At 64.7% G+C, this 12638-nt stretch carries 11 protein-coding genes; 7 read left to right on the forward strand and 4 right to left on the reverse strand.

Going from position 1 to position 12638, the window contains the following annotated elements:
* Positions 1–215: 215 nt before the first annotated feature.
* The 4 genes from ABB27_RS06940 (at position 216) to ABB27_RS06955 (ending at position 5769) form a co-directional block, all read left to right on the forward strand.
* Positions 216–2879, forward strand: a complete 2664-nt coding sequence (locus ABB27_RS06940; protein ID WP_244479171.1) for a M16 family metallopeptidase — start codon at positions 216–218, stop codon at positions 2877–2879.
* Positions 2880–3129: 250 nt separating this feature from the next.
* The gene (locus tag ABB27_RS06945; RefSeq protein ID WP_057627713.1) at positions 3130–3327 is read left to right on the forward strand and encodes a zinc-finger domain-containing protein; all 198 of its coding nucleotides are present in this window, start codon (positions 3130–3132) and stop codon (positions 3325–3327) included.
* Between the two features lie 11 nt (positions 3328–3338).
* Positions 3339–4451, forward strand: coding sequence for a glycosyltransferase (locus ABB27_RS06950; protein WP_057627715.1), 1113 nt, complete (start codon positions 3339–3341; stop codon positions 4449–4451).
* On the forward strand, positions 4432–5769 hold the full coding sequence (locus ABB27_RS06955; protein ID WP_057627716.1) for an O-antigen ligase family protein: 1338 nt from the start codon (positions 4432–4434) through the stop codon (positions 5767–5769). Before ABB27_RS06950 ends, ABB27_RS06955 begins: the two co-directional genes overlap by 20 nt.
* A 13-nt stretch (positions 5770–5782) precedes the next feature.
* On the opposite strand, the gene ABB27_RS06960 is transcribed toward ABB27_RS06955, so the two are convergent.
* Entirely contained in the window at positions 5783–6703 is a 921-nt protein-coding gene (locus tag ABB27_RS06960; RefSeq protein ID WP_057627718.1) for an LpxL/LpxP family Kdo(2)-lipid IV(A) lauroyl/palmitoleoyl acyltransferase, read from the reverse strand.
* 237 nt (positions 6704–6940) lie between these two features.
* Here ABB27_RS06960 and waaA point away from each other — a divergent pair, with 237 nt between their 5' ends.
* Together waaA and ABB27_RS19905 are read left to right on the forward strand one after the other, a co-directional pair.
* Positions 6941–8254, forward strand: coding sequence for a lipid IV(A) 3-deoxy-D-manno-octulosonic acid transferase (waaA, locus tag ABB27_RS06965; protein WP_057627720.1), 1314 nt, complete (start codon positions 6941–6943; stop codon positions 8252–8254).
* Positions 8255–8276: 22 nt separating this feature from the next.
* Positions 8277–8468 carry a hypothetical protein gene (locus tag ABB27_RS19905; protein WP_161809621.1) on the forward strand — a complete coding sequence of 64 codons (192 nt, stop codon included), beginning with the start codon at positions 8277–8279 and terminating at the stop codon, positions 8466–8468.
* A 78-nt stretch (positions 8469–8546) separates the two neighbouring features.
* Here ABB27_RS19905 and ABB27_RS06970 read toward each other — a convergent pair whose 3' ends face one another.
* The 3 genes from ABB27_RS06970 to ABB27_RS06980 all read right to left on the reverse strand — a co-directional run bounded on the left by ABB27_RS06970 (position 8547) and on the right by ABB27_RS06980 (position 11373).
* Positions 8547–9905 carry a TolC family outer membrane protein gene (locus tag ABB27_RS06970; protein WP_057627722.1) on the reverse strand — a complete coding sequence of 453 codons (1359 nt, stop codon included), beginning with the start codon at positions 9903–9905 and terminating at the stop codon, positions 8547–8549.
* 20 nt (positions 9906–9925) lie between these two features.
* Positions 9926–10573, reverse strand: coding sequence for a protein-L-isoaspartate O-methyltransferase family protein (locus tag ABB27_RS06975; protein ID WP_057627724.1), 648 nt, complete (start codon positions 10571–10573; stop codon positions 9926–9928).
* 125 nt (positions 10574–10698) lie between these two features.
* Positions 10699–11373 (reverse strand): TetR/AcrR family transcriptional regulator, encoded by a 675-nt coding sequence (locus ABB27_RS06980; RefSeq protein ID WP_057627726.1) that lies wholly within the window; start codon positions 11371–11373, stop codon positions 10699–10701.
* Between the two features lie 106 nt (positions 11374–11479).
* On the opposite strand from ABB27_RS06980, the gene ABB27_RS06985 reads away from it, so the two are divergent.
* The gene (locus ABB27_RS06985; protein ID WP_057627731.1) at positions 11480–12613 is read left to right on the forward strand and encodes an efflux RND transporter periplasmic adaptor subunit; all 1134 of its coding nucleotides are present in this window, start codon (positions 11480–11482) and stop codon (positions 12611–12613) included.
* Positions 12614–12638: the final 25 nt, after the last annotated feature.

Here is a 12638-nt window from a genome sequence, read left to right on the forward strand (position 1 = left end):
TGCCTTGCGCATGCCACAGCGCAGCTGGGTTTTGCGATGATGGGGCGCGCTATCCGCCTGCCCATTGGGATTCAGGGCAGGGTACGCACAGGGATGGGTGTACTGATCGCATTACCGAGGACTGGATCCGGATGAAGAAATTATCGTGCTGTGCCTGGGCTGTCGCGCTGTCGTTGGCTTGGGCGCCGTTGGCACAGGCAGAGCAGGCGCCTGCCATGCTGCCCAAAAGTGTGCAGGCAGGCCCCTGTGTTGAAGGCGTCTGTGAGTACCGCCTGCAGAACGGTATGCGGGTATTGCTGTTTGCCGATGCCAGCAAGCCGACGGTGACCGTCAATCTGGTCTATGGCGTGGGCTCCCTGCACGAGAACTACGGCGAAACCGGCATGGCGCATCTGCTTGAACACCTGATGTTCAAGGGCACGCCCAAGCACCCGGATATTCCCGGTGAGATGCAGCAGCGCGGCGTCGACAAGAATGCGACCACTTCGCTGGACCGCACCAACTACTTTGCCTCCTTCCCGGCCAACGACGACACCCTGGACTGGCTGCTGGGGCTGGAAGCGGACCGTATGCTCAATTCCAAGGTGGCCAAGGCCGACCTGGACAGCGAGATGACCGTGGTCCGCAACGAGATGGAAGCCGGCGACAACAATCCGGTTGGCGTATTGATGAAGCGCATGCGCTCGGTCGCCTTTGACTGGCACAACTACGCCAACATGCCCATTGGTGCGCGCTCGGACGTGGAGAATGTGCCGATCGGCAACCTGCAGGCGTTCTATCGGACCTGGTATCAGCCGGACAATGCGATGTTGATCATCGCCGGTCGCATCGACAGCACGCAGGCGCTGGCGCGGGTTGCCGCCCATTTCGCCCCCTTGAAGAAGCCTGCGCGGATCATGCCGGCTTTCCATACGGTGGAGCCGGTGCAGGACGGCGAACGTGAAGTCACGGTACGCCGCAGCAGTGAGCTGTCACTGATAGCCGCCAGTTATCACGTTCCCGCGCTTGCGCAGGCCGACAGCGCGCCGCTGTCGGTATTGGGCAACGTACTTGGCGACAACCCGAATGGGCGCCTGTACAAGGCCTTGCAGGAACCCAAGCTGGTCGCGTTTGCCGGTGCCAGCGGCGAGACCCTGCGCGATCCTGGCTTGTTCACCCTGGTTGCGGCCCTGCCCAAGGAGGGTGACCCGGGCAAGGCCGAAGCCGAGCTGCTCAAACAGGCCGAAGCCATCGCCGCCAGCCCGGTGACCGAGGCGGAGGTTGCGGCGGCCAAGCAACGCATTGGCAATGCCATTGAAAAGCGTGCCAGTGACGTCAATGCGATGGCGATGGCCTTGTCCGAATACCAGGCGGCCGGGGACTGGCGGCTGTTGTTCGTGCAGCGCGATACCATCGACGGCGTCACCGCGAGCGACGTCAACCGTGTCGCGGCTGCCTATCTGAAACCGCAGAACCGCACCATTGGCCGCTTCGTACCGACCGCGACGCCGGACCGTGCGCTGATTCCAGCAGCGCCGGCGGTTGCAAGCCTGGTGGATGGCTACAAGGGTCGGGCCGCCGTTGCTGCGGGTGAGGCGTTCGAGCCCAGCCTGGACAACATCGCCGCGCGTACCGAGAGCTTCGTCATTGGCGATGGCCTGCGGGTATCGCTGCTGCCAAAGCGCAATCGTGGCCAGACCGTCATCCTCGATGCCAGTTTCCGTTTTGCCGATGAGCCCTCCATCACCGGCCGCAGCTACGCCGGCAGCTGGGTAGGGCCGATGTTGATGACGGGCAGCGAGCGCATGGATCGTGGGCAGATTGCCGCGCGTTTTGATGCACTCAATACCCAGGCGCAGGTGAGTGGCGGCGCACAAGGGGCGGCCATCCGCCTCAACGGCAAGCGTGAGACCCTGCTTGAGGCGCTGCGTCTGGCCGCCGATGTGCTGCGTCATCCTGCGTTTCCGGCAGACCAGTTCGAGCAGTTGCGGCTGCAGGCCATCACCGGCCTGGAGTTCCAGCGCAACGAGCCGGGCACGCTTGCGTCAATGGCGCTGAGCCAGTATTTCGATCCGTGGCCGATTGGCCATCCGCTGCATGTGGAGTCGATTGATCAGTCGCTGGCACGTTTGAAGGCAATCACCGTCGAGGATATCCGCGCCTACCATCAGGCCTTCTACGGCAGCTCGGTCGGTGAGATCGCCGTGGTCGGTGATTTCGACCCGGTGGCGATGAAAGCCGAACTGCAGGCCTTGTTTGCCGACTGGAAGGCGCCGCATGCGTACGCGCCGATCAGCACCCACTACCGCGAAGTCGCCGCCAGGCACGAGCGCTTTTCCACTCCGGACAAACCCAATGCGGTGTTGCTGGCGCGGCAGAATGTATCGATCAACCTGGCCGATGCCGACTTCCCGGCACTGAACATCGCCATCGGCATTCTCGGCGGCGACCCGCTCAAGGCGCGTCTGGGCGAGCGCATCCGCCAGAAGGAGGGGCTGAGCTACAACATCGGTGCCGGCCTGAGTGCCGATGAAAGCCGCCAGGGACGTGACGACAACGGCAGCATCAGCATCCAGGCCATCGCCGCGCCGGAGAACATGGCCAAGCTGGAGGCAGCCCTGCGCGAGGAGTTGGCGCGGCTGCTTGCCGACGGCATCACCGCGCAGGAACTGCGCGATGCGGTGGCGGAGAAGAAGGTGGCGCGTGAGCAGTCGCGCGCGGCCGATGCAGCCATCGCAGGTTTGCTGGGTGACCATCTTTACTATGGCCGTGACATGCGCTTTGAAGCGCAGCGCGATGCCGCCTACCAGGCGCTGACGGTGGAGCAGGTCAATGCCGCCATCCGCAAGCACCTGAAGCCCGAGCAGCTGAGCGTGTTTGTTGCCGGTGACTTCAAGTAAGCGGTTACCCGGGGCTGTCTGTCACAGCCCCGGTACTGCTGCCGGCCAAGCTGCTTCCACGGCCCGCTGCCGTTGTTGTCTGCCCCAGGTTGGTACTGCCCCTGACCAAGCGGGCTGATCCAACGGCGAAGCGTGCCCCGCTTCAGGTTCGCCGCCGCCGTATTCTGCCGAGCAGGGCGCTGCCGGGGCGGCCGGGCTGGCCCGGCACTGCTAGAATTGCGCGGACCCGTTTTTTTTCGTGAATGACGCCATGAGCCATACCGCAAACGCGCCCGCCAATGCCGAGAAGCGTTACACCGTACATCGCGCTGACCTGCCGCTGAGCTGCCCGACGCCGGAAATGGCGCTGTGGAACTCGCATCCGCGGGTGTACCTGCCGATCGAAGACGAACCCAATGGCGAGGCAGCCTGCCCGTATTGCGGCTCGGTATTCGTGCTGGCTGACTGAACCGCTGACCGATGCGCCGTTTGACGGTGGTGCAGTTGCTGCCGGCGCTGCATTCCGGCGGCGTCGAGCGTTCAACCCTGGAAATTGCCGCGGCACTGGTGGCTGCCGGTCACCGGGCTATTGTCGTGTCCGCGGGTGGCCGACTGCTGCAGCCGCTGCTGGGCAGTGGCGCGGAGCATCTGACCCTGGATATCGGCCGCAAGTCGCTGCTTACGCTGCGTCATGTGGCCTCGCTGCGGCGCCTGTTCAGTGAAACCGGCGCCGATATCGTGCACGCACGTTCGCGGTTGCCGGCATGGCTGGGCTGGTACGCCTTGCGTGGCATGCCTGCGGCGCAGCGCCCGCATTGGCTGACCACCATGCACGGGCTCAATTCGGCCGGCCGCTACAGCGGCATCATGGCCAGTGGTGAGCGGGTGATCTGCGTATCGCAGACCGTGCGCGATTACCTGCTGCAGCACTATCCACAGACCGATCCGACCAAGCTGCGGGTAATCCCGCGTGGCGTGGATGTGGACCAGTTCCCGCGCGTGGAGCGCAGCGACCGACGCCCGCGGCTGGCGCTGGCAGCGCGTTACCCGCAGTTGGGGGGCGAGCTGCCGCTGCTGCTGTTGCCGGGGCGCGGTACCCGCCTGAAAGGGCATGCCTACGCCTTGCAGCTGCTGGCGGCATTGCAGAGCGCCGGCCGGCCGGCGCTGCTGTGGATGCCCGGTGTGCGTGAGCCCGGCCGCGAAGCCTATGTGCGCGAGCTGGAACAGTTGGCGCAGAGCCTGGGTATCGCCGGCCAGCTGGTGCTGAGCGAGCCCACCACCCGCATTGCCGAAGCCTATGCCGCCAGCGATCTGGTGCTGCAGTTGTCCGACAAACCCGAGGCATTTGGCCGTACCGTGCTGGAGGCCTTGTCGGTCGGCCGCCCGGTTGCAGGCTGGAACCATGGCGGGGTGGGCGAGCTGCTCGGCCAACTGCAGCCTTCCGGTGCAGTGGCCTACGCGGACATGGCGCAGCTGACGCAGTGCGTGTTGGCCCTGCTGGGCAACCCACCGCTGCTGCCACGGCGGATTCCGTATACGTTGCAGGCCATGCAACGTGCCACCCTGGATGTCTATGCAGAACTCGCTGGCTGAGCCGTCCATTGCCGCCACGCCGTCGCGCCAGCCCGGTTGGTGGGCGCCGGTATGGGTGATTGCCTATGTGGCCCTGTTGCCGCTGCCGGGCATTGCCGAGTCGGTGCTGGTGTTGGGTGCCTTGTTCACCGTGCTGCGCTTGTTGCTGCTGCGGCTGAAAAAAGGCGCTGGCATCCGCAGTCTATTGGGGGTGCCCGCGCTGGCACTGACCAGTGTGCTGTTCTGCGCCTACTGGTTGCCGCAGCTGGGTTCGGCGCTGGGTGCGGAAGATGCGGGCAAGGTCTGGGGCAAGGTCGGTGGTGGCCTGCGCTATCTGCCTTTCATGTGGCTGGTGGCAATCGCGGTGGCCACCCCGCAACGCCGGCGCGTCACCTTTGGCGGTATTGCGCTGGTGACGGGAGTCTGGGCGTTCGACGCCTTGCTGCAGGCCATTGCAGGTACCAGCCCCTTGTTCTGGGGTCTGGATCAGCTCAAGTGGCTGGTCAGCGGGCACGGCCTGTGTTCACCGGAAGAAGCGGCCCTGGCTGATCGCCTGGCCGGCATCTTCGGGCCCTGCAATCTGAAATTCGGCCAGGTGCTGGCCAGCCTGTCGCCCTTCCTGCTGTTCTTCGTAGGCGTGCGCTGGGGCCGTTGGAGTTGGCTGCTGGCCGCTGCGGTAGTCGGCGTGGTGCTGGTATATGCCGGTTCGCGTGCGTCGCTGATCACCTACAGCCTGGTACTGCTGGTTTCCGGTTGGCGTCTGCTCGGCGGCAAGTGGCTGCTGTTGCTCATGCTGGCCGGGGTGATGGGCGTCGCCGCGTTGGCTGCCGGCTCAAGCCAGGTGCGTGAGCGCTTCGAACGCACCGCGATGGCCTTCGGTGATGGCGCCCACGGCGTCAATGAAGCCTTGTCGGGGCGGGCGCAGATATGGGCGGCGGCACTGTGCATGGTGCGCGAACATCCGATCAACGGCGTGGGCGCGCGTGGTTTCCGTGAGGCGTATCCGCATTGCAATCCGGATGCGGCGCAGGCGCCGGTGTGGGGCGATGGGCCGGCGTTGCATGCGCACCAGATCCTGCTGGAGATCCTTGCCGAGACCGGCCTGCTGGGCTTGCTGCTATGGATTGCCGGTGCGGCGATGGCGCTGCGGGCCTGGGTCTACTCCGGGCCGGAGGCGCGCGAGCGTGCACGCCCGGCAGCGGTGGCCTTGGCGGTCACGGTGTTCCCGCTCAATACCCACCTGGCGTTCTATTCCGCTTTCTGGGGCGGGCTGACGGTGTTGCTGGCGGCACTGTATGCCGGTGCGCTGCTGGCCGAGCCGGACAGACGCGGCGACTGAGGCGGCAGGCGGCTCAGTCGTAGAAGTTGCTGCGGCCTTCGGGCTGGCGCTTGAAACGGCGGTGTATCCACAGGTATTGCGCCGGTGCCTCGCGCACCATTTCCTCGATGGCGGCGTTGACCTGGGCGGTGTCGGCAACCACGTCATCGGTGGGGAAATCGGGCAGCGGTGGGGCGATTTTCAGCACGTAGCCGCTGCCAACACGGCGATGGAAGTACGGCACCACGGCGCAGCCGGTCATGCGCGCGAACTGATGGGTGGCGGTGATGGTGGATGCCGGCATGCCGAAGAACGGTACGAACACCGAGTCCTTGCCGCGCATGTCCTGGTCCGGCGCATACCAGAGGAAACCGCCTTTCTTCAGATGCCGCACGGTGGCGCGGATGTCTTCGTTGGCGAACATCGCGCAGGCATATTTCAGCCGGCCGCTCTTCACCGCCCATTCCATCACCGGGTTGCGGTACTTGCGGTACATGCCGGCCAGCGGCACGTGGTCGCAGAGCAGGCGGCCGCACATTTCCAGGGTCATGAAGTGGCCTGATACCAGCAATACGCCGCGGCCTTCGGCCTGCAATGCCTTGAGGTGCTCCAGCCCTTCCCATTGCACCTGTGGGCGGATGACGTCGATCTTGCCCCACCAGGCGCGGGCGAATTCAAACACACCTACGCCAAGTGCATCGAAGCTGTCACGTAGCAGCCGCTGCCGCCAGGCCTCGTCCTTTTCCGGGAAGCACAGCTTGAGGTTGACCTCGGCGGCGTGGCGGCGACTGCGTGCCAGGTGCAGGGCCAGCCAGCCAATACCACGGCCCAGTGCGCGCTGCAGCGTCCATGGCAGGCGGGCAGCGATGAAGGCAATGCCAAGCCAGGCATAGGTGGGCCAGTGCCGTGGCTGCAGGAGCGAGGGCCGGGTGGCGGTGGAAGGCGAATCGGACATGTGGAGATTCTAAGCCACCGGGGTGAAGGCGGGAGCACCGCCGGCGAGGGCGGGGCAACTGCAACTGCAACGGCAAAGCTACCCCTCCTCAATCCTCCCCTGCGCTGTGCGCAAGGGAGGAGGCAAGGGCATTGCAACTGCAAAGCTGCCAGCGTCCGGTCCTGTGCGGTGTGGCCTGTCATGCAATGGCACTGCGCTTTGTCGCGCGCTTGTGTCGTTCTCCCGTATCCTTCGCCGATGCGTAAGGATCCAGTCGAAATTCTGTTGCGTGGCCTGTATTCGGCCGTGCTCTATCTATTGCTGCCCATCACCGTGTACCACCTGGTGTGGCGCGGTTTCCGGGTGCGCGAATACTTCCGGCGCTGGGATGAGCGCTATGCCTCCTACCCGGACAGCGGCGCGCAGCCGCGGGTGTGGTTGCATGCGGTGTCGGTGGGCGAGGTCAATGCGGCCGCGCCCCTGGTCAATGCGTTGCGTGAACAGCGCCCCGATATCCGCTGGATCATCACCACCATCACCCCGACCGGCTCGCAGCGGGTGCGCGCGCTGTGGGGAGATGCGGTGGACCATGTCTATCTACCGTACGACGTCCCCGGCAGCGTCAGTCGCTTCCTGGAGCATTTCCAGCCCAGCCTGGCGTTGATCCTGGAAACCGAGCTGTGGCCGAACATGTTGTTCGGTTGCCGCGATCGTGGCATTCCGGTGTACATCCTCAATGCGCGTTTGTCGGCCCGTTCGTTGAAGGGTTATCGCGTGCTCAAGGCGCTGGTCGGGCGCGCGCTGCGCACGGTGACCTGCGTCGCGGCGCAGTCGCAGGCCGATGCGGAGCGTTTCATCGAGCTGGGCGCATTGCCCGAACAGGTGCAGGCCTTGGGCAACCTGAAGTTCGATATCCATCCGCCGGACCCGACCGCGTTGTTGCAGGCCTTTCATCAGCACGTGGCTACTACGCGGCCGATATGGATCGCCGCCAGTACCCATGAGGGCGAAGAGCAGGCGGTGATCGAAATCCATGCGCGCCTGTTGCAGCAGCATCCCGATGCGCTGTTGTTGTGGGCGCCGCGTCACCCCGAACGCTTTGCCAAGGTGGAAGCTCTGGCGCGCGAGCAAGGCTGGCGCGTGGCTACGCGCAAGGCGCAGCAATGGCCTGCGGCCGATACCCAGGTATTCGTGATCGATACCCTGGGGGAATTGATGGCGTTCTATGCCTGCGCGCAGGTGGCCTTCGTCGGTGGCAGTCTGCAGGCCATTGGCGGCCACAATCTGCTGGAGCCAGCAGCGATGGGCACCGCAGCGGTTACCGGGCCGCACCTGCACAACTTCGCCGAGATCTCGCGGCGCATGGATGAGGCCGGTGCCCTGTGCATTTGTGCCGATGCGGCGGAAGTAGGTGAAGCCGTGTCACGTCTGTTGCAGGATGATGCCGAGCGCGAACGCATGGTGCAGGCAGGGCGGGCGCTGGTGGCCAATGGCCGCGGCGCGTTGGAGCATACGATCGCCTTGATCACTCCGCAGTTGCCACCGCCCAGCGAGAGCAGCCTGGCAGGTTGAAAGCATCACTTTCGGTAATTGGGTGGCCGCGCTGTGGTGTGGGAGCGGCGTAAGCCGCGAAGCTGATGGTGTTCGAAATCTTGGCGCCCATGCGCTGATGCTGTGTTTGCTTCGCGGCTTACGCCGCTCCTACAAAGAGAGCAGGCAAGGCCTGCGGGGCATCAACCTGGTCCGGGTGTACGTGGTGTACGAATTGCTGGCCCTGATCGAGTGATGGTGCTCGCAGGCAATGTTTCAGAAACAGGAAAGGCGGGCCGAGGCCCGCCTTTCTGCGTTACGTTGTCGCGCCGGATTACTGCGCGCTGCTCGACTGCAGCTTGGAGCTGGCATCCACCGTCAGCAGGCGGTTGATGTCCTGGATTTCGTTGATTTCCAGATCGCCGATGGCCTGGCTCAGCTGCAGGCGTGCCTGCAGGAAGTTGTAGCGCGACGTTGCGTAGTCCAGCTGGGCCTGGAACAGGGTCTTCTGGTTCTGTACCACGTCCAGCACGGTACGGGTACCAACTTCCAGGCCGACCTGTGAGGCGTCATAGGCGCTCTGTGCCGAGACCACAGTCAGACGACGTGCTTCGACTTCGCTGATGCCGGCAACCAGTGCCTGGTAGGCATTGCGGGTGTTGCGGTCGAGGGCGCGCTTCTGCTGCTCGAAGGTGTCCTGGGCGATATCGCGACGGGCCAGCGCCTGACGCACACCGGATTGGGTGGCACCACCGGCGAAGATCGGCACGTTCAGGGTAAGGCCGATCGAGTTGGTGGTGGCATCCGGAACAGCAGTGCCGCTACCAGTGGTGTCACCCCAACGCGCGCTCTTGCCCCAGCTGCCGCCCAATGACAGGGTCGGATAGTGGCCGCCACGAGCGGAGGAGACGTTGGACTCGGCGGCGCTGACCTGCAGCTCCTGCGCCTTCAGTGCCGGGTTGCGTGCGACCGCATCGGCGACGAGCTGGTCGACGTTGCTGCGATTGGCTGGCACTTCCGGGCGGAAGTCGACCGGCAGGCCGCGCAGGTCGCGCACCGGCTGGCCGGTCAGCTCGGTCAGCGCCTGGTAGGCATCTTCCAGTGCATTGCGGGCAAGAATGGTATTGGCGCGGGCCTGATCGTACTGGGCACGTGCTTCGTGCATGTCGGTGATCGGTGCCAGGCCCACTTCCAGACGCTTGTCGGCGTAGTCGAACTGCTTCTTGGCAGCGGCTTCGTTGGTCTCGGCGGCAGTCAGCGACTCGATGCCGACCAGCACGTTGAAGTAGGTGGTCGCAGTACGCACGATCAGCTCGTCGTTGGCCGACTCGAGATCGAAATCGGCAGCCTTGCTGACGTCACGCTGCGCGCGCAGGTTGGCGAACTGACTCCAGTTGAACAGGGTCTGGCTGCCGTTGATGCCGTAGTTGCGGGTCTTGGAGGTGGAGCTGCCGCTGATGTCGTCGTAACTGGTGCGGGTACGGTTCAACGAAGCCTCACCGCCGATCTGCGGCAGCAATGCGGCACGTGCCTGGACCTGGCCTTCCTTGTTGATCAGGCGCGTGGACTCGGCTGCGGCCAACTGCGTGTCACCGTTGCGGGCCATTTCGTAGACCTGCAACAGGTCGGCGGCATGGGAAGTCAGCGGAGTGAGGGCGACTGCCAGCGCAAGGGTGAGGGATCGGCGGATCATTGCGGCTTCCTTGGAAGGTTTCAGAGTTGGAATTGCGGTGCGGGCGCAGCGCCCTGCAGGTAATCAAGGTCGGTTTCAAACAGCGAGGCAATGCTGCCATCGGCCTGGACCAGCACTGCTTCCATCACCGGCGAAACGCCGCGGATGGCAAACAGGCGGCCGCCAGTGCGCAGCAGCTTCAACAGTTCCACCGGTACGGTTTCTACCGCACCGGTGATGCAGATGGCGTCGAACTGACGCTGGCTCTGCCAATTCAGGGCATCGGCGACTTCAATGCGGACATTGCTGCCCAGCTTGGCCGCGTCCAGGTTCTGGCGGGCGCGCTCGGCCAGCTCGGGGTGGATTTCCAGGCTCAGTACTTCGCGGGCCAGTTCGCCCATGCAGGCACTCAGGAAGCCGCTGCCGGTGCCGATTTCCAGCACTTCGTCAGTGGGCTGCAGATCCAGCGCCTGCAGGGTGCGGCCTTCGATGACCGGCTTCATCATCTTCTGGCCATGACCCAGCGGCAGCTCGATATCGGCATAGGCCAGGGCGCGGTGCGATTCGGCGACGAAGGCCTCGCGCGGCAGGCGCGCCAGCACGTCCAGCACGCGGACTTCCAGCACATCCCAGGGACGGATCTGCTGTTCAACCATCATTTCGCGGACGTGGGAGTAATCAATCGTCATGGGAAGCTCATCATTCCAGCGCAGTGGGCCGGCCATTTTACCGGTTACCAGACACAAAGTACGGACCCAACATTGCGGGGAGGGCCGCGCGCGACGCAGTGCCGGAAGTCATTCGGACCTCCGGTTCATTCAGCTTGCCGGCGCGGTGCATAGGCGCGGATGAAGAAATCCACGCTGGCGGCGATATGGACGTCGGCATCGAGCTGGTCCGGGGCGGCGCACAGGCCACACATCATATGCGTATGGACCTCGCCCTTGATCAGGCAGAAGAACTGCCGGGCGGCCAGTGCCAGGTCTTCGATGGCCAGCTGGCCACGGCTTACGCGGGCGCCGAGGAACTCGGCCAGGGCGGTTTCGGTGCGTGCCGGGCCGGCCTGCCAGAACATCTGGCGGATACGGTCGTCGGTGTCCGGGGTCATCATCATGCGCTGGGTGGCAATGGCCGCGTCGCTGCTGATCAGGGCGAAAAAGGCATGGCCGATGCCCAGCAACTGGCCGCGCAGGGGGGCCTCGTTGTCGGTGACAAACAGTTCATCGGGCATCATTTCCACGCACTTGGCCTGGATTGCCTCGGTGAACAGGGTTTCCTTGTCACCGAAATGACTGTAGACCGTCAGTTTGGAAACACTGGCACGGGCGGCAATTTCGTCCATGCTGACGCCGTTGAAGCCCAGTTCGATGAACAAGGCCTTGGCCGCATCGAGGATGGCCGCGCGCTTGCCAAGGTCCTTGGGGCGACCCGGACCGGAGCTGCGTGGCGCCGCTGTCGTGGGCGCGGAGGAGGGCTTTTTCGGGCACATCAGGCAATACTAGACCAGCTGGTTCGATATTTATACTATACCGATGCGTTTAGTAATGGCGGCGAAATCCCGCCATCTTCCTCCCTTGCGATCGCGACCTATATATATGACCTCCCTGCGTTGGATTGGCTGTTGCCTGCTGTTGCCCCTGCTTGCCGCCTGCGGCAAGCCCGAGACCGTACCCGTACACGCTGTACCCGTATTGGTGGAGCATCCGGCCGGCAATGGCGGGGTGGCCATTGGTGCCTATCCTGGCGAGGTACGCGCCCGTGAGGAAGCCGCGCTGTCCTTCCGCGTTGGCGGCAAGCTGCTGCGGCGCGAGGTGGATGCCGGCCAACGGGTGAAAAAGGGCCAGTTGCTGGCCGAACTCGACGTTGCCGACTACAACCTGCAGGCGCGCGCGGCGCAGGCACAGTTCGCTGCCGCCGAAGCCGACCTGGTGCGCGCCCGCGATGAGCACAAGCGCTACCAGGCGCTGGCGAGCCAGCAGCTGGTCAGCCAGTCGGCGCTGGATGCACAGACCGCGGCCTTGAAGGCAGCGCAGGGCCAGGCCGATGCGGCGCGGGCCAATCTGGATGTTGCCCGCAACCAGTCCGCTTATGCCCAGTTGCATGCGCCCGAGGACGGCATGATTGCCAGCCGCGAGGCCGAGGCCGGGCAGGTGGTGGCGGCCGGACAGACCATTTACACGATGGCCGCCGACGGTGCCCGCGAAGTCGCGATCGCGCTGCCGGAAAGTGCCATCCGCGATTTCAGCGTCGGCCAGGCGGTCGAGGTCGAGTTGTGGAACCAGCCGGGCAAGCACCTGGCCGGCAGCATCCGCGAGATCGCCGCCGCTGCCGATCCGCAGGCACGTACCTATGCCGCCCGTGTCAGCTTGGCGGCCGATGCGCTGAATACGGTTGAACTGGGGCAAAGCGCGCGGGTTTTCATTGCCCATGGCAAGCAGGGAGTGATGAGCGTGCCTCTGGCTGCCGTGCAGGCCGGTAAGCAGCCGCAGCAGGCCAGTGTGTGGGTGGTGAACCCGGCCGATGGCAAGTTGCAGGCGCGTGCGGTGACGCTGGGTGCCTATGGCCCGGAAAGCGTGCCGGTGCTGCAGGGTTTGAAGGCTGAAGATTGGGTGGTTGCTGCTGGCGGCCATCTGTTGCGCGAAGGTCAGCCGGTGACTGCCGTGGACAGGAGCAATCGGCCCATTGAACTTGGCGCACCGAAGAAGGCTGCGTCGGAGGGCTCGCGATGAGCCTGTCGAAATCTTGTATGTGCGA

This window comes from Stenotrophomonas terrae (assembly GCF_001431465.1).
GTDB lineage: Bacteria > Pseudomonadota > Gammaproteobacteria > Xanthomonadales > Xanthomonadaceae > Stenotrophomonas > Stenotrophomonas terrae.